At 56.8% G+C, this 22727-nt stretch carries 23 protein-coding genes; 11 read left to right on the top strand and 12 right to left on the bottom strand.

The annotated features are described in order from the left end of the window. Positions 1–250: 250 nt before the first annotated feature. The gene (tnpA, locus tag J7394_RS20910; protein WP_209255909.1) at positions 251–667 is read right to left on the bottom strand and encodes an IS200/IS605 family transposase; all 417 of its coding nucleotides are present in this window, start codon (positions 665–667) and stop codon (positions 251–253) included. 434 nt (positions 668–1101) lie between these two features. Beyond that, positions 1102–2133: an AraC family transcriptional regulator gene (locus J7394_RS20905; RefSeq protein WP_209255908.1), complete on the bottom strand. Its 1032-nt coding sequence runs from the start codon at positions 2131–2133 to the stop codon at positions 1102–1104. A gap of 165 nt (positions 2134–2298) precedes the next feature. Between J7394_RS20905 and J7394_RS20900 the strand changes: the two genes are divergently transcribed. The 3 genes from J7394_RS20900 to J7394_RS20890 are packed head-to-tail and all read left to right on the top strand — an operon-like array spanning position 2299 to position 4928. Further along, positions 2299–3495, top strand: coding sequence for a sterol desaturase family protein (locus J7394_RS20900; protein WP_209255907.1), 1197 nt, complete (start codon positions 2299–2301; stop codon positions 3493–3495). Between the two features lie 28 nt (positions 3496–3523). Continuing rightward, on the top strand, positions 3524–4222 hold the full coding sequence (locus tag J7394_RS20895) for a class I SAM-dependent methyltransferase (protein ID WP_209255906.1): 699 nt from the start codon (positions 3524–3526) through the stop codon (positions 4220–4222). A gap of 1 nt (position 4223) precedes the next feature. Continuing rightward, positions 4224–4928: a deiodinase-like protein gene (locus J7394_RS20890; protein ID WP_209255905.1), complete on the top strand. Its 705-nt coding sequence runs from the start codon at positions 4224–4226 to the stop codon at positions 4926–4928. A 12-nt stretch (positions 4929–4940) separates the two neighbouring features. Here the strand turns inward: J7394_RS20890 and J7394_RS20885 are convergent, their stop codons facing one another. Then, positions 4941–5609: a metalloregulator ArsR/SmtB family transcription factor gene (locus tag J7394_RS20885; RefSeq protein WP_209255904.1), complete on the bottom strand. Its 669-nt coding sequence runs from the start codon at positions 5607–5609 to the stop codon at positions 4941–4943. 87 nt (positions 5610–5696) lie between these two features. Between J7394_RS20885 and J7394_RS20880 the strand changes: the two genes are divergently transcribed. Continuing rightward, positions 5697–6551, top strand: coding sequence for a sterol desaturase family protein (locus tag J7394_RS20880; protein ID WP_209255903.1), 855 nt, complete (start codon positions 5697–5699; stop codon positions 6549–6551). Positions 6552–6780: 229 nt separating this feature from the next. On the opposite strand, the gene J7394_RS20875 is transcribed toward J7394_RS20880, so the two are convergent. The 5 genes from J7394_RS20875 to J7394_RS20855 all read right to left on the bottom strand — a co-directional run bounded on the left by J7394_RS20875 (position 6781) and on the right by J7394_RS20855 (position 10939). Continuing rightward, on the bottom strand, positions 6781–7530 hold the full coding sequence (locus J7394_RS20875) for a 2OG-Fe(II) oxygenase (protein WP_209255902.1): 750 nt from the start codon (positions 7528–7530) through the stop codon (positions 6781–6783). Continuing rightward, complete coding sequence (locus J7394_RS20870) at positions 7527–8246, bottom strand: methylated-DNA--[protein]-cysteine S-methyltransferase (protein ID WP_209255901.1); 720 nt, start codon at positions 8244–8246, stop codon at positions 7527–7529. The genes J7394_RS20875 and J7394_RS20870 overlap by 4 nt, the downstream gene beginning before the upstream one ends. 111 nt (positions 8247–8357) lie before the next feature. Continuing rightward, on the bottom strand, positions 8358–8972 hold the full coding sequence (locus J7394_RS20865; protein ID WP_209255900.1) for a DUF2087 domain-containing protein: 615 nt from the start codon (positions 8970–8972) through the stop codon (positions 8358–8360). 228 nt (positions 8973–9200) lie between these two features. After that, positions 9201–9617, bottom strand: coding sequence for a VOC family protein (locus J7394_RS20860; RefSeq protein ID WP_209255899.1), 417 nt, complete (start codon positions 9615–9617; stop codon positions 9201–9203). Positions 9618–9688: 71 nt separating this feature from the next. Beyond that, positions 9689–10939 carry an MFS transporter gene (locus J7394_RS20855; protein ID WP_209255898.1) on the bottom strand — a complete coding sequence of 417 codons (1251 nt, stop codon included), beginning with the start codon at positions 10937–10939 and terminating at the stop codon, positions 9689–9691. 119 nt (positions 10940–11058) lie between these two features. On the opposite strand from J7394_RS20855, the gene J7394_RS20850 reads away from it, so the two are divergent. Continuing rightward, on the top strand, positions 11059–11823 hold the full coding sequence (locus J7394_RS20850; protein ID WP_209255897.1) for a helix-turn-helix transcriptional regulator: 765 nt from the start codon (positions 11059–11061) through the stop codon (positions 11821–11823). A gap of 271 nt (positions 11824–12094) precedes the next feature. Here J7394_RS20850 and J7394_RS20845 read toward each other — a convergent pair whose 3' ends face one another. Beyond that, the gene (locus J7394_RS20845) at positions 12095–13201 is read right to left on the bottom strand and encodes a glycine cleavage T C-terminal barrel domain-containing protein (protein WP_209255896.1); all 1107 of its coding nucleotides are present in this window, start codon (positions 13199–13201) and stop codon (positions 12095–12097) included. A 124-nt stretch (positions 13202–13325) separates the two neighbouring features. Here J7394_RS20845 and J7394_RS20840 point away from each other — a divergent pair, with 124 nt between their 5' ends. Continuing rightward, positions 13326–14279 carry a LysR substrate-binding domain-containing protein gene (locus J7394_RS20840; protein ID WP_209255895.1) on the top strand — a complete coding sequence of 318 codons (954 nt, stop codon included), beginning with the start codon at positions 13326–13328 and terminating at the stop codon, positions 14277–14279. A gap of 23 nt (positions 14280–14302) precedes the next feature. On the opposite strand, the gene J7394_RS20835 is transcribed toward J7394_RS20840, so the two are convergent. Then, positions 14303–14731: a MarR family winged helix-turn-helix transcriptional regulator gene (locus tag J7394_RS20835; protein ID WP_209255894.1), complete on the bottom strand. Its 429-nt coding sequence runs from the start codon at positions 14729–14731 to the stop codon at positions 14303–14305. Positions 14732–14808: 77 nt separating this feature from the next. Here J7394_RS20835 and J7394_RS20830 point away from each other — a divergent pair, with 77 nt between their 5' ends. The 3 genes from J7394_RS20830 (at position 14809) to J7394_RS20820 (ending at position 19958) form a co-directional block, all read left to right on the top strand. Next, positions 14809–15675, top strand: coding sequence for an SDR family NAD(P)-dependent oxidoreductase (locus tag J7394_RS20830; protein ID WP_209255893.1), 867 nt, complete (start codon positions 14809–14811; stop codon positions 15673–15675). Between the two features lie 63 nt (positions 15676–15738). Then, on the top strand, positions 15739–16899 hold the full coding sequence (locus J7394_RS20825) for an efflux RND transporter periplasmic adaptor subunit (RefSeq protein WP_209255892.1): 1161 nt from the start codon (positions 15739–15741) through the stop codon (positions 16897–16899). Next, complete coding sequence (locus tag J7394_RS20820) at positions 16887–19958, top strand: efflux RND transporter permease subunit (RefSeq protein WP_209255891.1); 3072 nt, start codon at positions 16887–16889, stop codon at positions 19956–19958. The genes J7394_RS20825 and J7394_RS20820 overlap by 13 nt, the downstream gene beginning before the upstream one ends. A 312-nt stretch (positions 19959–20270) precedes the next feature. Here J7394_RS20820 and J7394_RS20815 read toward each other — a convergent pair whose 3' ends face one another. After that, the gene (locus J7394_RS20815; RefSeq protein ID WP_209255890.1) at positions 20271–20552 is read right to left on the bottom strand and encodes a helix-turn-helix domain-containing protein; all 282 of its coding nucleotides are present in this window, start codon (positions 20550–20552) and stop codon (positions 20271–20273) included. Positions 20553–20678: 126 nt separating this feature from the next. On the opposite strand from J7394_RS20815, the gene J7394_RS20810 reads away from it, so the two are divergent. Both J7394_RS20810 and J7394_RS23170 read left to right on the top strand, forming a co-directional pair. Next, positions 20679–21599: an SMP-30/gluconolactonase/LRE family protein gene (locus tag J7394_RS20810; protein ID WP_209255889.1), complete on the top strand. Its 921-nt coding sequence runs from the start codon at positions 20679–20681 to the stop codon at positions 21597–21599. Continuing rightward, the gene (locus tag J7394_RS23170) at positions 21599–21874 is read left to right on the top strand and encodes a DUF1989 domain-containing protein (protein WP_209255888.1); all 276 of its coding nucleotides are present in this window, start codon (positions 21599–21601) and stop codon (positions 21872–21874) included. Before J7394_RS20810 ends, J7394_RS23170 begins: the two co-directional genes overlap by 1 nt. Positions 21875–21936: 62 nt before the next feature. On the opposite strand, the gene J7394_RS20800 is transcribed toward J7394_RS23170, so the two are convergent. Further along, positions 21937–22725, bottom strand: a complete 789-nt coding sequence (locus tag J7394_RS20800) for a VOC family protein (RefSeq protein ID WP_209255887.1) — start codon at positions 22723–22725, stop codon at positions 21937–21939. Between the last annotated feature and the right edge of the window lie 2 nt (positions 22726–22727).

The raw sequence follows: 22727 nt of genomic DNA, 5'->3' as shown, positions 1-22727 counted from the left end.
ACTAAAGACCATCGAAACGCGACGCTTGCTTCACCGCAAATCCGCCGCATAATCACATGAACCAGATGCGCCAGACCCTCTCTTAGCTCACGCCGTCACCTGTCCCAAAATCCCTGACGACGGACAGAACAGGGTTCAATGTGATCGTTGGTCTTCCAAATGGAACCGAACTACGAGTTCACAGCTGCGAGCAGACCGGTGGCACTCGTTGGTGCCGCGTTTCATTGGAGCGTGCTCGTAAACTGAACCACTACCGACTGGCGTCGGTAGGATCGGCGATGTGATTTTCGAGGTATTGCAGGACGATGTTTTCGGTAATGGCACCGTTGGTGGTGGAGAAGTATCCTCTTCCCCAAAACCTGCGGCCCCAGAAGCGCCTGCGCAGCACGGGAAACTCCCGCTGCACTTTGTGAGACGAACGGCCCTTCATCCTGCGCACCAGATCGGAGATGGCGATCTTCGGTGGCACCGACACAAACATGTGGACGTGATCTGAGGACAGTACCCCGCGCAGGATATCGACCTCGTTCTCGCGGCAAACTTGACGAATAATGTCGCGCACCCGCAGGCGCACCCCGCCGGTCAACACCTTGTAGCGGTATTTCGTCGACCAGACGATATGATAACGGTGATAGAAAACGCAGTGCTTACCGCTGTCATACTGCATGACCTTACCCTCTGGAAAATGAGCCTTCCGAGCAGCTTCGGCTCATTTTCCAGAGGGTAAGGTCATAACACGATTCTTTCACGCTGAAGCAGATCCGACTGGAAGTCGGAGGGTTTCCTCCAATACGTGGAAACTAAAGGGGTATGTCTCTTGGGCATACTTGCGGAAAATCTAATACGACGATGATCAGCGATGCCATCTTACTGTAACAATAGAATGCTGGCAGAAAAGGCCGCAGTGAAGCTTTCTTGTTGCCGGTGATGGGATCAAGCGGGAAACCACGATCGTGTTTCCGGCCCAAAGCTGCCCTTCACCGACGTTCCTAGATGCTGCGGTCGCAGTCCGCGGTCCAGACATTCGCTGCACTAGCGAATTGCAATGGCCCTCAAATGTAAAGGGTTGTGACCTGAAAGTCGTTCGCGAGCCAGCATTCGTCAAACCTTGGACGGTTCCTGCGTCGACCGATACTCACTCGGTGACTTACCATACCTTTCACGAAACGCGCGGTTGAAAGGACCGAGGGACGCAAAGCCCACATCGTAGGCGATTGACAGGATCGGCGTGTCGGCGCGTTCAGGATCGGACAGGATCGCCCGAGCCGCTTCGACCCTGCGTTCGTTGACAAACTGCGCGAAGTTTCTGTACCCGAGCCCCTTGTTGATCGCTCGCCGAACGCGATGCTCCGGTGCATCCACACTGGCCGCAAGTTGGGCGATCGAAAGCCCTTCCTGCTTCCAGATGTCCTTCGCCATCGCTGCCTCGATCCTTTGCAGGACCGCGGCATCGGCGGACGAAAGGTCTGCAGCCAGTCTCGCCTTGATTGCCGGTTGCCGCGGCCAGAGATCATCCGTGATCCGGGTCGCCCAGTTGAGAAACAGGATCGTCAGAAGCAAAAATACCGAGGCATGCAGCGGGTAGACCACAGGGGGCAGGTCGGCATCGAGTCGCAGCAACTCGACCAGCGAAATCCCCAGACCGGTCAGTGCCATCAAAGCCACGAACCAACGTCGGAACCGCCGACGGCTTTCGACGAGGTCATCGGCGGCGGTAGAGAGCGCAATGTAAAGCAGGCCCATGTAGAGCAGGACGACAAGGACGCCCCTGACGGTTGCTACGAAAAGATGAGCGGGAGCAAACCACGCGCTTGCTGCGACAAGCGTGGCTACCACGCCGTGCCAGGGACGGTAATCGGGCTGGTCAAAGAACAGCTCCGCACCGGCCCAAACCGCCAGGATCGGCACTACTCCAGCCATCATGACGAGGATTACTGCCGGCGAGGTCCCAGAGAGCCCTATGCTTGGTGTTGAGACGAGCAAGTAGGCACCTAACCCCACGCACAGTGTGGGCACCGAGAGGCTTCTTGGCCACTGGGTACGGTCGGCCAGGAAGATGACCGCGCAGATGGCGAGCGCGGTCACCGCACCGCCTCTCAAAACGAGGTCCAGTCTTACCAGCAGGTCATCCATGAGCCCAGCGAACCCCAGACAGGCAATTCGGTCAACGAAGTCGACGCACCGATTTCCGAGAATTCGCGCCGATTCCGGAAACTTCGCGGTGCATTTCGAAAACGGCGCGAGTTCGTGCTCCGGTTCCGCAATGTGGCCTGAAGCAACTCAGATCAGGAGCAGACCATGCCGGAGCCATGCCTTTTCACTCACCTCGCCGGGGTCTTTTCCGGCGTCCTCGCTACAGATTTCCTGCGTTATGCGATTGGCGCAGGCGGCGTGTACCTGATCGTCAACCTCCTTCTCGCTGCCCGGCTCAGGGCCTGGAAGATCAGGGCCGGCGATCCGCCCGGCGGTCAGATTCGGCGCGAGGTCCTGGCCAGCCTGCGCACGGTTCTTGTCTTCTCGCTGAACGGGACGCTGATCGTGTTGGGGGCCGAAGCAGGGATCGTCCCGATCTATACGGAGATCGGTGCTTATGGCTGGGCTTATTTGGCCTTCAGTACTGCCGTTCTTATCGTCGCGCACGATGCCTGGTTCTACTGGTCGCACCGGCTGCTGCATTATCCGCCGCTATTCCGGCGCTTTCATCGGCTGCATCATCGCTCGCACAATCCGACGCCCTTCACATCCTACAGCTTCGATCTAGGCGAGGCGATTGCGAATGCCATCTTCCTGCCATTGATCCTGCTTCTACTGCCCGCCCATCCGGTCGCGATCCTCATATTCGTCACGCATATGATGCTGCGCAACGCGATCGGGCATTCGGGGTACGAGCTGTTCCCGGCCAACCGCCACGGCAGACCGCTGTTCAGATGGATGACAACCGTCACACATCACGACCTTCATCACGCCCATGCCGGATACAATCTCGGCCTCTACTTCACCTGGTGGGATCGCTGGATGGGGACCGAGCACCCGAGTTACCACGAAGAATTCCGGCGGGTCGCGCGGCCGCTTTCGACACCGGAGGCGCGCGCCATGCTTCTCGCCGCAGCCATTATCGTTGGTCTCGGCGCCAGTGAGGCTCGTGCCGACGCTCTAACCGGTGCATATGCCTCGCCGGGTCTCGGGATCGTCGTGGAATTCGCGCCCTGCGAGATCGAAACCGCGGCGACCTGTGGCCGGATGGTCTGGGCCTGGGACCCAGCCGATACCGCATACGCGCAACCGGGCGATGTCATCGTCACCGACCTGCGACGTTCTGGAGAAAGCTGGTCGGGACGACTCCTTAGCCCAGAGGACGGGCGCACCTATCGCGGTTCGATCACGCGGCAGGGACCGGATGCCATTTCCCTGAGGGGCTGCGCCGGCCCTTTCTGCACCACGCAACGCTGGCACTCGGTTCATGCGCTCCGACGCGTCTTGAGCAGCGTTGATTGATCCCGGATGTCGAAACGAGGAGCCTCACATGACCAAACCTGAATTCATTGCCCGCCAGGGGCGCCGCCCGACAGGACTGCTGGGTGCCATCGTTGCCCGCGTCATGGCCCGCGAAACGCGACCTGAGAATGACCGTGCCCTCGAATTGCTTGATCTCGAGTACGGCGACCGCCTGATCGACATCGGCTGCGGCCATGGCGAGACGCTTTTCAAGGCGGATCGAAAGGTGCGTTTGAGGGAAAGCGCCGGCGTGGATTTCTCCGAGGTCATGCTGAGGCGCGCGGGTGCACGCAACCGCGAGGCTGTCTGGGACATGCGGCTCACGCTGCATCATGCAGACACCGCGTCGCTGCCCTTTGACACCAACCGGTTCGACAAGGCGCTTTCGGTCCACACAATCTACTTCTGGCCGGATCCGGTTGCGCAACTCACCGAAGCGTTCCGCGTCCTGTGCACCGGTGGCCGGTTCGTGCTATGCTACCGGTCGACGGCGGATCAGCGAGCCGTGGACAGGTTCCCTGACACGATCTACCGCTTTCCGAGTGTGCCGGAGGTGGAAGACACGCTGCGGCTGGTCGGCTTTGATCCGCCCGAGACGTTGACCGCAAATCTTGCCGGGCGTTTGACGCATTGGACCATCGCCTTGAAACCCGTGGATGGGGTTCGTCAACCGACTGGCGATGACAGTGCGCCCTGTCGCGACCTCGAGATTACGAAGGAGCCTTGAGATGACCGGCTACAACTATGAAACGTTTTCGTCCGACGAGGTTGATTTTCATGCCCGCGGAGGTCCGGAGATTGGTGCGAAGGCCCCGGACGCCCGCGTGTTTGATACGACGGGCGAGCCTTGTCAGTTGCTGGATTTTGAGGGCGACTTTCTGGTCCTTGAGATCGGAAGCATCACGTGTCCTCTGTTCCAGAGCCGACGCAAATCCATGGGTGGACTTCGTGATGTTGCGAGCGTTGTTCTGTACGTCCGCGAGGCGCATCCCGGTGCGGACATTGCCGCGCACAGGACACTTGACCACAAGATCGCGAGTGCCCGCTGCCTTGTCTACGAAGATGGTGAAACGCGCCGCGTTCTGGTCGACGATCTGGATGGCACGGCTCATCGGGCCTATGGCGGGCTGCCCAACTCGGTCTTCATCATAAACCGCAACGGCTGTGTCGTGTTCAAATCAGACTGGAACGACCCGACAGCCACTGCGAAGGCCTTGCAGGCGTTGCGAGGAAGCCGGCCGATCCGCGCCAAAAGCTTCTTCCGCCCGGCAAGACCCTCGGTCGCAATTCATACGCTTGGTCGCGCGGGCAAGGGGTCAGTCCGCGACTTCCTCAGGAGCTTTCCCAACCTCGTCTGGAAGAATTTGATAAAGCGCAATCTGCGTGTGCTGCTTGGCCGTCCGTTGGACGTGGCGGGCGACATCATCTGTTAGGGGTGGATCGGGTTACGCCGATAGGCTGGTCGCCACCTCGCGCCCGTCCCCGCGCCAGTCCGGCAAACCGCCTTCCAGCCGTCGCGCGTTGAAGCCTCGGCTCCGAAGGGCTGCGACAGCCAGATGCGCGTAGACGCAATAGGGTCCACGGCAATAGGCGACAATCTCCTCGTCCAGCGAGAGCTTGGGGAGGATTTCCTCCAGCTGCGCCAACGGGACGTTCAGCGCGCCGGGAACGTGCCCCGCAGCGTATTCGTCCGTTGGTCTCACATCGAGCACGGTGACGGAGCCTTCGGCAAGCCGTTCGGCCAATTCGGCGCGGCTGACCAGTTCGGGGGCGTCTTCGCCGCCCGAAAGGCCCCGCAGGATGCGCGCGACCTGCGCGAGGTTCCGTTCCGCGACGATGCGCAGAAGGTCCATGAGCATGAGCGTCTTCGCGTCGGTCAGCCGATAGATCACCGCCTTGCCGTCGCGGCGGCTGGTGACGAGGCCCGCGCGGCGGAGTTGCTGGAGGTGCTGCGAGCAGTTGGCTATGTTGAGGTCGGTCTTTTCCGCCAGCGCCTCCACGCCACGCTCTCCTTGCGCGAGTTGTTCGAGGAGCGACAGCCGGGCCGGAGCCGACAGGGCGCGGGCGATGAGCGCGTATTCCTCGAGCAGAGCCAGCTTGGGGCTGATTGACACGGGACGTCTCCAGACGTTAGATCATTCAAGCAATTACTTGAATGATAGCGATTCCCTCGCACCCCACAAGCGCGAAGTCCGAGATTTATGTCCGAGACTATCCTCGCAGCCGAACCGACCATCCGCCTTGCTGCCTTTCTCGGTGTCCTGGCGGCCATGGCGCTGTGGGAGGTGGCGACGCCGCGGAGACGTCGGGACATCCCACGCGTGATCCGCTGGACGAACAACCTGGCACTTGTGGTGCTCGATACGGTGATCCTGCGGCTCAGCTTCCCGATCTTGGCCGTCGGCCTCGCGGTGATGTCCGAAGAGCGCAGCTGGGGCTTGTTCAACAACATCGACATTCCGGTCTGGCTGGCCATAGTCGTCTCCATGCTCTTCCTGGACCTCGCGATCTACCTGCAGCACGTGATGTTCCACGCGGTGCCGGGCCTCTGGCGCCTGCACAGAATGCACCACGCCGATCTCGATTTCGACGCTACCACGGGGCTGCGGTTCCACCCGGTCGAGATCCTGATCTCGATGGGGATCAAGCTGGCAGTGGTGGCCGCGCTCGGTCCACCGGCGATCGCGGTTCTGTTGTTCGAGGTCATCCTGAACGCCACCGCACTCTTCAACCATGCCAATGTCGATCTGCCTCGCCCAGTGGACCGAGTGCTGCGCCTCTTCGTCGTCACCCCCGACATGCACCGCGTCCACCATTCAGTCGATCCGCGCGAGACCAACTCGAACTACGGGTTCAACCTACCGTGGTGGGACCGGCTGCTCGGCACCTACATCGCCCAACCCGCCAAGGGACACGTGGAGATGGAGATCGGCATCGAGCAGTTCCGCACGCGTCGTGACCTCTGGCTAGACCGGATGCTGATCCAACCGCTGCGCGGTCCCGCCATAGGCGGGGCGCTGGACCAGAGACGCTTAGCAAGGAAAATATCCGAATAACCCAAGGCGACGTAAGCTCGGGATTGGCGCTACTCCGTGCGTTTGTAAAAAGAACCAATGGCTAATGCGGCTCCGGTCGGCCCATACCAGTCATCCAACCTGTCCTGCAACGACGCAGTGCAGCATCGCCAAAACGGACGTTGACCAGCGATCAGAAAATTGTCACGGCTTCGAAATCAGAGGCTGATGTTCTGCGCGATTATGGTTTCGGCTGATTACGATTCAACGTTCATTTTGCATCGTGGAAAATGATGCCAAGTGTGTGGCGATGCCCTTCCTCTAGGCGAGAAACCCCGTGTCGCGTCGTGACGCGATAATCCCCACGTGTGCCTTTGACTGGTCGCGTGTTTACCGCAAAAACCACCGCATCACCTTGGCCAAGTGAGACAACCTGCGGTCGGCTCTGCATTCGCGGCCGCTGTTCTGTCAAAACAAACTCACCGCCCCTGAAGTCACGCCCGGGCTCCGAAAGCAGGCAAGCGACTTGAAGAGGAAAGAACAGGTCCCCATACAGGTCTTGATGGAGGCAATTGAAGTCGCCTTCTACATATTGAAGGAGCAAGGGGGTCGGACGCTCCTGCCCACTTCTATGACACATATCCAGATAATCGGAGTGCATTTCTGGGTACTGAATGCCCGTCCCCATTCGCACAGCCCATGTGTTGGCGATCGGCGCGAGCCGCGCATAGAGCGTGCTTCTAAGCTGACTGACGACACCAGGCAACGGGTAGGAATAGTACTTGTACTCTCCTTGCCCAAAGCCGTGACGCTTCATGTGAATATGGCTGCGAAAGATGTCCTCTTCGTTGTATTGCCTAGCGATCGCCGTGCATTCATCTCTACTGAGCAGTGAAGACAGTACGGCGCATCCGTCACGGTCAAGCTGCTCGTGAATGGCCGCCCAGTTGTATTGGGCCACCCGCTGTTCCGGTCTATCAACCATTTGATCACCCAATTCATGAGTTTTGTGCTTGTTCATGCCGCAGCCCCCAACTGAAGGAGTTGCTTTTTACGGCCTAATCCCCATCTGAATCCTTTGGATGTACCGTCGGCACGTAAAACCCGGTGGCACGGCACCAGTACCGCAAAGCGGTTGGCGCCACAGGCCGCTCCGACGGCGCGGGCTGCGTTCGGCTTCCCTATGGCGTTGGCAATTTGGGCATAGGTCGCGGTCTGGCCAGCAGGAATTTTTCTGAGCGCATTCCAGACGTTCTTCTGGAAACGCGTGCCCTGAAAATCCAAGGGGATCGCATGAGATGATTTCGGGTTTTCGACGATCGCAACTACGTTCTTTATGATCCGCATAGCCGCGTGGTCGGTCCGTAACTCAACAGCATTGGTGTATTGGGCACAGAATGCTTCGCGCAGGGTGTCTGGACTGTCTCCGAGCTCGACCGACATCACGGCGCGTGGCCCAATTGCAACCAAGCAGTATCCGATTGCGGTCTTCTCAATCGCGTATCCGACAAGTTCTTCGTGTGGTTTTCGAGGCGCTTGAATACCACCGCAGCGCTTGCATGCCCTGAATCCGGCAGCTTCTGCCTGTTCCGGCCCATCGAAGAAAGCGGTGTTTTCCCGCTTTGGCAGTCTCGAGGGACAGGAAGGGCGGCAATAGACACCAGAAGCTCGGACCGCATAGACAAAACGACCGTCCAGAAAGGAGGTCGTTGTTTTTGACCGCGTTCCATCTGTCATCATCGCTCAATGCGGATTCAAATGACTGCGGATAATCTGATGTGTGCATCTTCATCGGGCAAATCTCCATTAGTTTCTGAATGGGGCGATGTTTGGGACCCAACGTTAGTCTCAGGTCAAACTCGCCTCGTCTGCCTTAGGGATATGTTTGCTCTTGGAGCCACACGACCCGTTTCTTGCGCTTCCTGAAGACTTCCCGCGCCGCACACTCAGCGCTTGAACGAGAGCTTTCGCCTCGGCTGGCGGCTCCTGTTCGACGCGTCGGTAATCGGTACCGTCGTTTCGGCGCGTAAGGAGCCCGGCAGAAATCATTGTGCGCCGCAGGGTTGCTGGGTCTTTGAACATGTGTTCGAGATTTAGACGCTCGTTGACTTCCTGCTCCATCATCGACTGTGCCGGTGGAAGTCTTGCCCAGAGCGCCCAGAGAGCAAGCGTTTGCACGTTGCGCTTGGACGGCCAGCGAACGAGCCAGCCATTGGCATCGAATTGATGCAAGGCGCGCTCTACCATCCGCGCGTCAACTGGTGGCCCGTCAGCTACGCGGGCAAGCCTTTGGCCTGCAGCGTGGACCGAGCGCATGTGTTGAACGTTTTGAAAACCTGCGGCACGCGCAGCCATATTCATAAGCACGAGGTGCGGTGGACTTGCGTCGCCGAGTTGCTTGGCGAGGGATCGCACAAACAAGGTCAAGTCGTCCGTGTGTAACGGCAAAGGGATTTTAGGCATGGGACTTCCACATCAAGCGCCGATGCTGGATCGTCGGTCGCTGGCTTAACGAAGCGGCGCTCTCAACTGTGTAAGTGAATGCTATGCCGTTCGATCTGTTTGGCAGGTTTAGCTCTCCCAGAGGAGCAGCGACGCCTCGGTGTCTGCCGACCGTGCGAAAGAAATAGCAAACGAAGCGACCAATACCAAGTCCATCTTTGTTTGGCCTGCCCAACGAGACGGCTGCCGTCATTCTTCTCTTCCTGGTTCGCTCTGACCGCTAGAGAATAGTGCAATCTTGTTGCCTTGAGGATCGCGTAGGTAGGCGACAAAAAAGTTCGGACCGTAGGCCTCTCTGAATCCTGGCGCTCCATCGTCTCTTCCACCCGCCTCAAGTGCGGCGGCATAAAGATCACGGACCTGTTTTTGGCTGCGCGCCTCGAACGCGACCATCGTGCCATTCCCCGTTGATGCGGGCTGCCCGTCAAAGGGCGATTTGACATAGAACTCAGGCGGGTTTGGTGCTTGCCCCGGCTTTGTTGGAAGCGCGTAACTCAGGTCACCGTGATAGTGTTCCAGCTGATATCCGAGATCCGGCAGAAACGCGGAATAGAAGCGCTCAGCGCGCACCATATCATCGGCACCGATTGTGATGTAGGCAATCATCGTTCAGCATCCTTGTTGCTTTTTCCTATTTGTCGCTTGGCGCATTTAGTCGCGGCAGTTCGCGCATGTGATTAGAGGAACCAGTATCGCCTCGCATGTTCGGCTTTGGCCTCTTCGATTGTCATGCGTTCTCCACCAGTCGGATCAATTGACCGAAGATCGTTGGGTCGTGCTGAACCGCGCAGACTACTGATGGCAAGAATGGCTGCGCCGCCAGCAAGTCCCGCAGAAAGTCCAAACATGGCACCCCAGGATATGCCAGCGGCAATCCCGGCCAGAGCCGCGCCAACTGCACCTATGCCGTCCAGCAAAGTGAAAGCGAAACCGAGGGTCGTGCTTTCATTGCGATCCGAGTGATCAACCGTCGCTGCGAGCATTACCGCTCGTACGGCGTCCAGCGAAGCGACCCCAAAAGCCATCGCCGCAATCATGAACCAAAACGGGGGTTCGAGAACCAGCATCCCAATGGCCAAAGTAGCAAGCCCGTTTCCTGTTGCGAGGACCGAAATGCGGCCGAGCTTGTCGGAAATTGCTCCGACCCAGGGCTGAGCCAGTGCCCCTACAATTAGCATGACGGCGAAGATGATCCCGATTTTCGCCGGGGACAGGGTGTGAACCTTCGCCAGATAGAGAGGAATCATGCTCAGGAGAGCGATCATTGCCATGTTGTAGAGTGAGACCATGGCAATCAGGCGGACGCCCTTTCGACCGCGCCATGCCTTCAGAAGCAGCACGAGGTCCTTACGATTGATACGTGGAGATTTGGATACGGGAACCGCTCGCACGACCCATAAGAAGCACACGCCAATCAAAACGGTTGGAAGCACCGACAGGGCCAAGGCACCGCGCCAATCGAGGGCCGACAGAAGCAACCCGACCGACAGTGGCGCGAAGACCTCCGCAAACGACCCTCCAACCGCATGCATTCCCAAAGCGCGGGCGCGGGTTGCCTTATTGGTACTCGTCAATATTCCAGTTGCGATCGGATGCCAGGCCGCGTTGCCCATCCCAGCGAGCGCTAGAAGGATAGCGAGGCTCCAAAACCCTGGCGCCACTGCTGCGAGCGCATATCCCACGACGACCCAGGAGAAAGTGCCGACAAAAAGACGACTGCGGTTCGAAACCCGATCTGCGATGAGGCCTGCTGGCAGATAGGCCAAAGCACCACCAACGCTGAACAGCGTGAACAGTAGACCGACCTCGGCGGGAGAAAGGCTCATGGATAGGCCAGCAGCCGGCACGATCAACCACAGCGCCGCAATTGGCCAGTCGATGGCGAAGTGTCCTGCGGCGAACCAGGCCATTAGGGATCGTTCTGTCATGGTGGCTGACCCATCGAGTACGAAACATTGGGCACGGTGCCCGGCTGATTGGCGATTGATAGCGAAGGGTGATATGTCTGTCTGTCGACAGGGAGACGACTGTTATCGAGGATTCGTCATTGACGGACAGCACACCGACTACATCTGACCGCCCCCGTTATCTTGGGGAAACGATTGAGCCAGCGTCAGGCGAAAGCTACGACTGGCATTCCCACGATTTTGGTCAACTCATCTCCGCAGCCTCAGGGTCGATGTACGTCGGTACACCAGACCGGGTCCTGCTGCTCAGTCCGGCCATGGCGATCTGGATTCCCCCGGACAAAGAGCACTGGATGCGCTATGGGGCGAACAACGTCATGCACTATGTCGATGTCAATCGCGATGAGGCAGAGTGGCTTGGGCCTGATTGCCGGGTCGTGGCCATGACACCGCTTCTGGATGCATTGTTTGTTGCAGCGATGCCAGAAGCTACAAGCACGCGAAAAACCAAGCACAACACAGCGCTGCATACCTTGCTTCGACAGGAGCTACTCGCCGCGAAGGACGTGCCGCTCTCACTTGTTTTGCCGAAAGATGTACGGCTTCTCGATGTCGCGCGTAGTGCGCTCGACGACCCAGGCAGCATTCGCTCGGTCGAAGCCTGGTTGTCAGACGTCTCTGCGAGCAGAAAGACCATCGAACGACGGTTCATCGCCGAAACGGGCATGCCGCCCTCGAAGTGGTTGCGACATGCACGGGTCTTGCATGCCGTAGCGCTGCTTGCGTCGGGTGAGAGCGTAACCTCGGTTGCCTTCGACATGGGATACGAGTCTACGAGTGCGTTCAGCTATATGTTTCGACAAACTCTGGGCGTCAGTCCGAGAGAGGTTTTGAGGAACCGGTAAGTTGTACCAAAAAAGGGTCAGATGTTTTCTGCGGCCCTTACCAGCCATTCGTCGTGTCAGACTGCGCCGCAGTGCAGCTTCACCGAACCCGCCATTCGCTGCGCCCGCGAAAATGCTGTGTGGCCGAGGCCAGAAGTGCGGGACTTCGCTGCCGTTGCTGTCTCACTTTTGAACGGCTGCTCTCATACACAGACCTGACACAAAGATCAGAAGATTTTGCCCTCAGATCAACAAACATAATTTGAAGCAAAAAACACTTCAGATTGCTTCGTCAGACATTAAATGGAAGTTCAACGAGCCGCGCGTCGATTAGAGTTTTACCTCTCCTGACTTGAACGATGTCACCAGCCTGCGCGTCAACGGATACCAGGGCGTAGCCGATCATTCGCTTCAAGCGGTAGGACCACGCCTTGTTTGTCATGTGCCCGACAATCCGGTTGTCCAGGTTAATGTCCAGCCAGATTGATTGATCCTCGTCCTCTTGGTCGCCTTCAAGAATGACGCCAAGTTGATGGCGCTTCACGCCGGTTTCCTTAATCTTCCGTAAGGCTGAGGCGCCTATGACGTCCCTGTCCAGATCAAGGTCGACAAACTTTTTCATCCGCACTTCAAACGGATTGGTCGCATCATCTGTATCTGTGCCGTAGTTCAAAAGACCGCTTTCCGTGCGCTCAGATGGGTTCGGGTATCCGGGACCGATGTCGAAGGGGCGTCCTGCCTCTTTGACGATCTGCCAAAGCCGGTCGCCCTTGGATTCATCCATCAAAAACAACTCGAAACCGCCCTGTTTCGACCAACCCGCACGGACCAGCTGAAGTGGTATACCTTCGACCTCTGCGCCCTGGAACCAGAAATAGCGCAGCTCACGCACCCAATCTCCGAATATCGACGCTACTACGTCTTCAGCCTTTGGTCCCTGCACAGCCATCGGGGACACGTCCGGCTCGCTGACTTCGACGTTGAGGCCTCGCTCGCCCGCGACGCACCGCGCCCAGAACCAGATGTCGGAATTGCTGATAGACAACCAGTAACAGTCATCCGCGACTTTCATCGCGATCGGGTCGTTGATCAGGATACCACGGTGATCGCAAACCGCCACGTATTTGCCTTGCCCGACTTTCTGATCGGAAAGGTCGCGGACACATAAAATCTGGGCCAGTTGGGCCGCATCAGGTCCTTTCAACTGAACCTGCCTTTGGACGGCCACGTCCCACATGGACACGCCGTTTATCAATCGCCAGTATTCTGCTTCGCGATCCCCATAACCACGCGGGACAAGCATGTTGTTGTAGGTCAGGAGTGTTTCGGCGCCTTCATCAATCGTTGACTGGTAATAGGGCGACTTTCTCAAACGCCCTGCGGATACGATACGCGCCATGATGCTGTCCTATCTGTTTTAAGCGCCACGACTGAGGATCGGGGTCGGGCCTTGACTTTCTAGCTTGAAAATTTGACCGGCCGAATTGAATTGATCTTAGTCAGGATTTAGCAAAACTAACTTCATGACAGATTGGATCCCTTCTTTGAATGCGCTTCGGGCCTTTGAGGCCGTAGCCCGGCATCTCAGCTACAAGGCAGCGGCAGAAGAGTTGAACGTGACCCCGCCCGCCGTAAAGCAAATGGTTGTTAAGCTTGAGACGGCCATTGGGCACAAGCTGATCGAACGCAACGGTCATCGCCTGATGCTATCGCACAGAGGGTCAGAGGGCTTAAATGACATGCAGCTGGCAATGCGCCATATCACTGATGCTGTTAGAAAAATGCGCACTGACACGCATGGCTCACGGCTTATCGTAAGCGTCGAGTCTTCGATTGCAACTACATGGTTGGTGCCCAGGCTCGAGCGGTTCAGAGCGGACAGCCCTGGCATCCAGATCCTGATCGATTCGTCTCAGCGCGTCGTCGACCTTCAACGCGAAGACGTGGACGTCGCCATCAGATATGGCGTCCCTTCCGCCGACGGGCTGATCTCGACCCGATTGTTTGAAGATCTGGTGTTGCCGACTTGCAGCCCCCGGATGCTGAAAGACTCAGTAAACCTTAGGTCCGTCGAAGACCTCTGCCATGTCCCCCTGATCCATTGGGAAATGTCGCAGATGCCCTGGGCCCGGAACGCACGTTCATGGTTCGACTGGCAGACCTGGCTTGAACGTCGACGTATCAAAGGGGTCAACACAAGTAACGGGCCCAGGTTCAGCGACTACGGACTGGCCGTTCAGGCGGCCATTTCCGGGCAAGGCGTTCTGTTGGGCGGTTGGCCGGCATTACAGGACCCCATGGCAGCTGGTCTCCTTGTCTGTCCGTTTCCTGACCAAATTCAGACCACCGACATCGGATTTGACGTCGTCACGACGCAGGACGCGGCGGCCAGAGACGAAGTTGGATTGTTTATCAATTGGCTCGTTCAGGCAGCGGCCGAAAGCTCCAGTTCAATGGTCTGTAGAACCTCGCGGTAAGCCCAATGAAAGAGGGCAACACTTCAGGTATCCGAGCATTCCTGGATTTTCTGTGTCAGGTAGGTAAGCGTTTGCGCCATCTCGTCCTTTTGGCGGTCGTTCAGACCTTCCATCAATTTTGCCAAATGATCATGCTGTATTTTTGCGGCACTACAAAACGTACTGTCGCCCACGGTGGTCAGCGAAACCAGAGTCGAGCGTCGGTCTGTCGGATGCGGGGTTCGGCTGACCAGACCGTCCTTTTCCAAGCCGTCCACAAGAGACGTGATGTTGCGCTTGGTGACTGTAAGTCGTTCCGCGAGTTCCACCATCGAAAGAGCGCCATCTAATTTCAGTGCCTCTAACACCTGAAACCGGGCAGGAGATATCGGCACCTGCGCCAGGCCCTCGCGTAGAAATCGCACAAAGGGCGGAACAAACTGACAAATTGCGCGTGCTGCGGACTGTGACATTTTCTATTTCCAATAGTGAATATATACACTATGTATGAATTCACGAACCTACCATTCCTGTCGAACAGGCGTAACAAATGATATCTGACGTTGCAAACTGGACCGTCATCACCGGGTCAACCGGCGGAATAGGAGGCGCAATAGCGCAAATTTTGGCGTCACGTGGCGACCCTCTTGTTTTGCTGAACCGAAGTGAACCCAAAGCTAGGGCGCAGCGCGAGCAGATACTTGCCGAGTTTCCGGACCAGAAAATCGAATTGATTACTGCAGACCTGATGGAGACGGAACAGGTCTTTGACGCGATCGGAAAAATCAACGCACTACCCGGCCGCGTTGCGACGCTTTACAACAACTCAGGCGTCTTGACCGGAGAAAAGGTCCTGAATGATCAGGGGATCGAGATGCATTTCGCCGTCAACGTCCTTGCCCCGTATCTTCTGACACTTGGCCTTCGGGAAAAAATGGCGCGACCATCCGGAGAGGTGCCGGCCATGGTGGTGAACATGTCGTCCAGCGCTGTTTCATCGGTCAAATCCCTGAACCTAGAAAATATCACAAACCCAGAGACCGTCAGCGGTCTGATGGGTACATATGCGCAGACGAAACTTGCCGTTACCGCGCTGGCTCCGGCAATGGCCGATGAGTTAAAGCAGCACAATATCCTGATCCGTGCCATCGATCCCGGCGCGACAAAAACCGCTATGACCACCACCGGGAACTCGGGGATGCCAACGTTTCTACGATGGCTTGCGCCCATCCTGTTCAGCCCCGCAGAAAAGCAAGCCGCAAAGGTCATTGCCGCTGCTGATCCGGCCGAGTTTGGCGGCGCGACCGGTATCTTTGTCGCCAACTTAAAAGAGAAAAAAGTGCCGAAATCCGCTGCTGATCCGAACATTCAGCGCGCACTTCTGGCCTTGCTCGAGGCATTTCGAAGCACGGCATAACGCCTTGACTTTGAAGCTTTCATTTGCGGCCAAAGTCTTTGAATACTTGGGGAAGGGACTGACATGAGGGATAGTGTTCTGCTTTCTACAAGACGTGTCGTGCATTTGGGTTCGCTTGCCCTGTTGCTTGCCGCGTGTCTGCCAGAAGAAGATACCGGGCAAACCCAGCAGCAGGAAACAGTACGGGGCCTGATCACGACGCTGGTGTCTGACGCAGAAGATGTCGCCGTACGCCGGTATCCGGGTGTTCTGGAACCTAGCGAGGTCAACCTGCTGTCTTTCGAAGTTGGCGGTCGACTGGGGCGCCTCAGTCTTGATGTGGGCGAACGCGTTGCAGAAGGTCAACTACTGGCACAATTGGAGACGGACCAATTCGAAACAACTATCGATAACCGCAAGGCTGTTGTCGAAGAGGTACGCGTCACCCTGGCGCAGGCGGAAAGGGATCTTGCACGTTCAGAGACGCTGTTGGAGCGTGGCGCTGTTACCGTGGTTCGACGGGACGAAGACGCCACAACGGTCGCTCAGGTCAGGGCGCAGTTGACTCAGGCGGAAAAGGATCTGGCTGCGGCCGAACAGGATCTGTCGGACAGCAAGCTGTTTGCCCCGTTCGACGGGATCGTTGATGCGCTGGAAGTGGACAGTTTCGCAACGGTGTCGTCCGGTCAGACGGTGCTTTCGCTATATCAGCAGGAAGAGTTCGAGGTTTCGTTTTCGGTCAGCTTCGATGTGGTTGGACAACTGGTTGTCGGCACCCCCGCCACCATCCGGCTTGCTGACGACCCCAGCATTTCCCTGAGCGGGGTTGTCAGCGAGTTGGGTGAACGCGCAGGCCAGGTTTCCTCTTTTCCAGTGGTGGTTCGCCTGAAGGAAATCGCTCCGATCATCAAGGCAGGGATGGCGGTCGAGGTCGCGCTGGAGTTTCCCCTGCTCGCTGCGCGTGGGCATCTGTTGCCGATGTCTGCGGTTATCCCGGGAACGGAAATTCCCAAGGACACCGGGCCAAACGATGCAATCAATCTGGAGGTCTATGTTTTCGAACCTGAAACCAACACGGTCCAGCGCAGAACCGTGACTATGGCGGGCATTCGCGAAAACAGCTTTCTGATCATCGATGGGTTGTCGCCGGGCGAGCGGGTGGCGACCAAGGGGGTCGCTTTCCTGCGCGACGGTATGGAGGTTGCGCTTCTACCCAACGACGGGGACGGTAAATGGAAGCCTTAACTCGCTTTGGTCTGCTCAAGAACCGCCTGACCCTGCTGATGATGGCGTTCATTCTGAGCCTGGGCGCGATATCCTATCTGGGCATTCCCAAACGCGAAAACCCCGAGATCACCATTCGCACCGCGGTCGTTGCGGCCAGCTTTGAGGGCATGGCCCCGGCGCGGATGGAACAGCTGATCGCCATTCCGATTGAACGTAAAATCCGCGAAATCGGTGATGTCGAGGATATCGAGACAATTATTTCCGATGGTCAGGTCCTGATTTACGTTGATCTCTTCGACACGGTTTTTGGCACGGATATCGAGGCCGCATGGGAAGACCTGCGCAACAAGATGCAGGAAGTTACAGGTGAATTGCCGGAGGGTACCAGCACACCCGCTGTGAACTCGGACTACGGTGATGTGGCTATTGCAACAGTGGCCGTCATAGGCGACGGGTTTTCGCTGGCCGAGATCGAGGACGTCACCGAAGACTTGCGCACAGAGCTTTTCCGCGTGGAAGGGATCACCAAAGTCAGCTTCTTTGGTGTGCAGGAAGAGCGTATTTGGCTTGAGGTCGATGTCAGAAAGCTCGCAGCTGTCGGTGTGCAATTGGACCAGTTGCTGGCAGACCTTCAGGCACAAAACGTCATTCTTCCGGCAGGCGAAATTGACGCGAACGGAAACAAGATCACGCTGGAGGCCAATGGCGATCTTCGGACGCTTGAGGAAATCGGCGCGGTGCTCACCAAAGTCAGCGGTCTGGCCGGATTTGTACGCCTATCTGACCTTGTTGACGTAAGGCGAGGCTACGAGGATCCCAAAAACGCCCCGGTGTTTTTTAATGGTGAGCCGGCGATTGTCGCGGCAATAGAGATGTCGCCCCAAACGGACATTCAGGACCTTGGGAAACGACTGGATATTGCCCTGCGCAGTTTCGAAGTCAGCCAGCCGATTGGCATTTCGCTCAGCGTGTCAACCTTTCAGGAAACGGTGGTTACGGACAGCGTGAACAACGCGCTGGAAAACGTCGGGCAGACCTTTGGGGTCGTTTTTCTGGTCATGCTCGTTTTTCTTGGTTTGCGGTCAGCCATCGTGATTGCCTGCATTGTTCCGTTCACCATTTGCTTCGCGCTTGTGGCGATGGCGGGTATCGGTGTTGACATCGAGCAGGTATCGATTGCTGCCGTTATCATTTCACTGGGATTGCTTGTCGACAATGGTCTGGTTGTGGTCGAAGACATCGGCAACCGCATTGATACCGGTATGGAGCCGCAGGAGGCGGCCCTCTCCGCTGGCTCGCAGTTTGTCGTCCCACTTGGTGTGGCATCGATCACAACGATTTCGGCATTCCTGCCGATGCTTATGATGAATGGCGTCGAAGGTGAATTCGCCTTTTCCCTCGGCGCGGTTGTCGCGTCGATGTTGCTGGGCTCATGGCTGACTGCGCTCTACATCCTGCCATATCTGTGCACCAAATTGCTCAGGCCAAACACGTCGTCCGGCGGGCCGGGGTTGTTGGCACGGTCCTATGCGCGGGTGATCCGGGTCTTGCTCCCTTTCGGCATCCCAATTACGGCTTTGGCCCTGGCTGCGGTGGTTTGGAGCGGTAGTCAGTTTTCCCTGTTGAAATCCGAGATGTTTCCCTTCAGCGAACGGGCCGATTTCCTGATCTACATGGACATGCCAAAAGACGCTGCAATATCAGAGACCGAGCGCATGGCACTGCGGGTGCAGGATTGGCTGACCGACGTTGAGACCAACCCTGAGGTCCACAATACAACGGCCTTTGTGGGTGACGGCGGGCCGCGGTTCAATCTGGGGCTCAATCCGAACAACCCTGATCCGACCAAGGCCTTCTTCCACGTCAACGCAACGGATCTTGAAGCCGCCGAAAAAGTTGTGAAACGCGCCCGGGATGCCTTTCTCGCCCAATTTCCCGAAGCACGGTTTCGCGTTACGCGTTTGCCGCAAGGCGGATCGGAATCCGGAATTGTGGACGTGGAAATCTTCGGACCTGATGCGGAGGTATTGTTGACTGCCGCCGAAGAGATTTCCGCCGCGTTTGCGGCCATGCCAAATGTGGTCAAGAATGAAACGGACTGGGGTCACAAGATCATCAAGATCGTCATCGACATCGCCCAGGACAAGGCACGCGAGTTCGGCGTCACCTCAGAAGACATTTCAGGTGTTATGGCAGCCTATTTTTCGGGCACCGAATATTCGACATTTCGCGAGGGTGACGCTCAGATTCCAATCGTGATGCGGGCGCAATCCGCCGGTCGGGACAGTGTGGAAGACCTTGCTAACATGACCATATCCGCCGAAGGGCAACTGATCGCCATCGATCAGGTCGCCACGTTCCGACCTTCGCTGGAATACTCTGAAATCCGGCGTGAAAATCAGGTTCGACGCATTGTGATCTCAGGTAAAAGTGCCTCTCAAAGCGCGCAGGAGACGTTGAGTGCCTTGCAACCAACACTGGCTGCGCTCGATCTCGGTCCGGAATATGAGATCTCAATTGCCGGCGAGCTAGAAGACAGCGCGGATGTAAACGACCAGATGGCGGCAAACTTGCCTTATGCGCTTGCGGTTATGCTTGCGGCGTTGGTCTTTCAATTCAACTCAATGCGGCGCGCGATGGCCACGTTCCTGACCATACCCCTTGTCGTGATTGGAGCACCGTTCGGCATGCTCCTGATGCACCAGCCGATGTCTTTCTTTGCCATGCTGGGGCTGATGTCGTTGATGGGCATTATTATCAACAACGCCATTGTTCTGATAAACCAGATCGACATCGAACTAAAGACGCGTCCACTTGCTGATGCAGTCGTAGTTGCTGCTCAGGCGCGAGCGAAACCGATTATGTTAACGTCGTTGACGACGGTCTTTGGCTTGATCCCCATGGCCCTGTCCGGAGGCGCCCTGTTCGAACCGATGGCCACCATGATGATCGGCGGTCTGCTCGTGGCTTCACCCCTAACTTTGTTGGTCGCCCCTCCGCTGTGTTTTTCCCTTTTGCGCGTTGGCAGGACCTTTGTATTCCCCGAGGTAAAAAGTAACGCGAAACGGCCGTCGTGATTTTTAGCGGCTAAGGACCTTTGGAGTAGGTTTGCAAAGCCAGCTATGCTGCGCTTTGCTGTCATTAGGGCAGCACGCAGAATCTTGCACTTTGGGCTCAGCGCTGACCTTGGAGAAAACGCAGCATAAGACCCTGCCGTGATTTCTACGACATACCCAACGGCCCAGAGCCGACTTTGAGCACAGCAGCCGAATTCTGCGTCTGAGGCTACTTAGCGGCCATTCGCTGCGCTGCCAAAATTTGTGTCTGTTCCAACTCCCAGTCTGCGGACAAACCGGACCTTCAATCTATGATTCTGAACGTCCGCCCTCCTATTCCTGAGCGTGTAAGTGTTTCGCCCATTCCTTACTGAAGTCTCCGAGCGGGCAGAGATGATCATAGAGGTGTTTTCCCAGATCAGTCGACGCATATCCTTCGGCAACGCGATGAACAAATCCCGCCGCTTGAAGCTCTTTCAGTCGGGTGTTGAGTGCCGCAGGTGAGATTGTTTCGCATTCTTCTTGCAGCTTTCGGAAAGTGCATGGGCCAGCCTCGCTCAGCGTCCAAAGGACTCCCATAGCCCAGTGCCGTCCAAGCAGGTCGAACAGAGCCATAATGGGCGCGCCGCTTTTTGAACCACGGACAGGCTGACCTGGTATCGGTATCTTAGTCACTTGCTATGCTTTCTGTAGCGTACTATATTGCTATGTAATTTGTAGCAACCCAAGCCAGTATTGCCAATGACCAAGACTGACACTTACGAAATCCGTGATGATCGGTTCAAACGCAGCATCAAACTGGATGAGCCGATCGACCAAATCTGGACAGGCGGCAAATGGACAGAAGGACCGGTGTATTCTCCAACGTTCAGATGCCTGATCTGGAGCGACATTCCCAATGATCGACGGCTCCGCTGGGACGAACTGACGGGAGCAATCGGAGACATCCGCTCAGGCCTCGGATACTACACGAATGGCTCAACGCTCGACCGGCAAGGGCGGATCGTGGCTTGCGAGCATGGGACGCGCAGTGTCACCCGGATTGAGCATGATGGGTCGGTTACGACTCTGGCCAGTCATTTCGAGGGAAAGCGGTTCAACAGCCCCAACGATGTTGTAGTGCGATCAGATGACACGATCTGGTTCAGTGACCCTGCCTACGGGATCGAGTCTGACTACGAAGGGTTTCAGGCAGACCCAGAGCTTGACGGTGAACATGTCTATCGTCTCGATCCAGCCACCGGCGATGTCACGCAAGTGACTACTGACTTCGCCTGTCCGAATGGACTTGCATTTTCGCTAGACGAGCAAACGCTGTATATCGCTGACAGTGGTGGCACGCGTTACGCAAGCGGAGAGCATCATATCCGCGCATTCTCCGTTAGCGCAGACGGCAAGCTCTCAGGCGGGGATGTCTTTGCTGAATGCGAAGAAGGCGTCTTTGACGGATTTCGACTCGATACCCAAGGCCGTATCTGGACAAGCGCAAAGGACGGCGTTCATTGTTACCACCCGGATGGCACGCTGCTGGGCAAGGTTTTCGTCCCAGAAGAGGTCTCGAATGTTTGCTTTGGCGGGCCGAAACGCAATCGCTTGTTCATCACCGCCTCCACAAGCGTATATGCGGTCCTCTTGCCGACAACTGGCGCTATGCTGTTCTGATGGCAGAGACTATTGTATTGAAGGCCCGCACGGGCCGCGCGTTTCGTCTTGTGCAAGGCGCACAATTGAGAGTTACCAATACCTTCGGGCCTCAGGTAATCGACGCGTGGGCGTTCATGGTGGATGACATCGCCGGGTTCATGTCGATGGAACATACCCGCGTCCATTCCGACACTCCGACGACGGTGAAGGGAACGATTTTTCGGTCTAACCGTCGGTGTCCCATGCCGGAGCAAAGTGGAACTGCGTTAAACTTGTACCAAAGTCAGATTTGAGATTTTTAACCCACTTGAGGATGCCGTTATAAACAATGGACTGCGAACCTTACGACCGAGCATCAAATCTGGACGACACAGCACAATGCGCCAGCTGCATCGCAAACCAGACCCTTCTCAATAGTGTTCTTAGTATTCTGATAACGAGCAAGCACGGAACCTGGGCCTGAGTTGATCTTGTTCAGTGCGTTTTCGAGAAAGTCGGCGCGAACACCGGGCACCCACGCCACGTTGTTGTTGGGAACTGCAGGTTCCGCTGCACATATCGCCAACACTTCGTCTTTTAGACTAATTTGTCTCTGTGACGCAGGTACGTTTCTAGCAGGTGAGAGATTCCACCCGAACATCTGGTGGTAGAAGTTGTCCGGGAATGCGCCGCTACGTGATAGGTAGTGTTCGTGCGTAAACTGACGAGCGGGGACAGGATAGTCGTGCCGCGAAACTGATACACCGAAGAATGCGCCAAGCGGATCACGCAAGAGGCAGTTCCGGCCAACCCCAGGAACTTCAAAGGGAGGTTTCACTACCGATCCTTTGAGATTGGCGGCCAGTTTGGCAGCCTGATCTACGTCTTCGACCTCAACATAAGGAATCCATCCTTCAAAGAGCACCTGATTTTGATAAACGAACCCGGCCCCTGCCTCTCCATCAAGAGCGGCCAGGACAATATCTTTATGGCCGCCGCCCCATGCGAAATCTGTGGCGTGCTCGACAATATAGCTCCAGCCCGCCACGCTTTCGTAAAATGACCTAGAAGCGGCCACATCAGGCGTGAAAAGATCGTGCCAGACTATTCGGCCCACTTTTTCTTTTGTCACTGCGACTTCTTCCAAACTGCTTCCGTTCGCCATAT

Origin of the sequence: Ruegeria sp. R13_0 (assembly GCF_017743995.1) — a bacterium.
GTDB lineage: Bacteria > Pseudomonadota > Alphaproteobacteria > Rhodobacterales > Rhodobacteraceae > Ruegeria.
This window is presented reverse-complemented; position numbering and strand designations above follow the sequence as displayed.

Coding starts and splice junctions, on each gene's coding strand:
- tnpA (WP_209255909.1), bottom strand. CDS start 667: ATGCAGTATGACAGCGGTAAGCACTGCGTTTTCTATCACCGTTATCAT.
- J7394_RS20905 (WP_209255908.1), bottom strand. CDS start 2,133: ATGGATGACCTGCTGGTAAGACTGGACCTCGTTTTGAGAGGCGGTGCG.
- J7394_RS20900 (WP_209255907.1), top strand. CDS start 2,299: ATGCCGGAGCCATGCCTTTTCACTCACCTCGCCGGGGTCTTTTCCGGC.
- J7394_RS20895 (WP_209255906.1), top strand. CDS start 3,524: ATGACCAAACCTGAATTCATTGCCCGCCAGGGGCGCCGCCCGACAGGA.
- J7394_RS20890 (WP_209255905.1), top strand. CDS start 4,224: ATGACCGGCTACAACTATGAAACGTTTTCGTCCGACGAGGTTGATTTT.
- J7394_RS20880 (WP_209255903.1), top strand. CDS start 5,697: ATGTCCGAGACTATCCTCGCAGCCGAACCGACCATCCGCCTTGCTGCC.
- J7394_RS20875 (WP_209255902.1), bottom strand. CDS start 7,530: ATGAACAAGCACAAAACTCATGAATTGGGTGATCAAATGGTTGATAGA.
- J7394_RS20870 (WP_209255901.1), bottom strand. CDS start 8,246: ATGACAGATGGAACGCGGTCAAAAACAACGACCTCCTTTCTGGACGGT.
- J7394_RS20865 (WP_209255900.1), bottom strand. CDS start 8,972: ATGCCTAAAATCCCTTTGCCGTTACACACGGACGACTTGACCTTGTTT.
- J7394_RS20860 (WP_209255899.1), bottom strand. CDS start 9,617: ATGATTGCCTACATCACAATCGGTGCCGATGATATGGTGCGCGCTGAG.
- J7394_RS20855 (WP_209255898.1), bottom strand. CDS start 10,939: ATGACAGAACGATCCCTAATGGCCTGGTTCGCCGCAGGACACTTCGCC.
- J7394_RS20845 (WP_209255896.1), bottom strand. CDS start 13,201: ATGGCGCGTATCGTATCCGCAGGGCGTTTGAGAAAGTCGCCCTATTAC.
- J7394_RS20840 (WP_209255895.1), top strand. CDS start 13,326: ATGACAGATTGGATCCCTTCTTTGAATGCGCTTCGGGCCTTTGAGGCC.
- J7394_RS20835 (WP_209255894.1), bottom strand. CDS start 14,731: ATGTCACAGTCCGCAGCACGCGCAATTTGTCAGTTTGTTCCGCCCTTT.
- J7394_RS20830 (WP_209255893.1), top strand. CDS start 14,809: ATGATATCTGACGTTGCAAACTGGACCGTCATCACCGGGTCAACCGGC.
- J7394_RS20825 (WP_209255892.1), top strand. CDS start 15,739: ATGAGGGATAGTGTTCTGCTTTCTACAAGACGTGTCGTGCATTTGGGT.
- J7394_RS20820 (WP_209255891.1), top strand. CDS start 16,887: ATGGAAGCCTTAACTCGCTTTGGTCTGCTCAAGAACCGCCTGACCCTG.
- J7394_RS20815 (WP_209255890.1), bottom strand. CDS start 20,552: ATGGCTCTGTTCGACCTGCTTGGACGGCACTGGGCTATGGGAGTCCTT.
- J7394_RS20810 (WP_209255889.1), top strand. CDS start 20,679: ATGACCAAGACTGACACTTACGAAATCCGTGATGATCGGTTCAAACGC.
- J7394_RS23170 (WP_209255888.1), top strand. CDS start 21,599: ATGGCAGAGACTATTGTATTGAAGGCCCGCACGGGCCGCGCGTTTCGT.
- J7394_RS20800 (WP_209255887.1), bottom strand. CDS start 22,725: ATGGCGAACGGAAGCAGTTTGGAAGAAGTCGCAGTGACAAAAGAAAAA.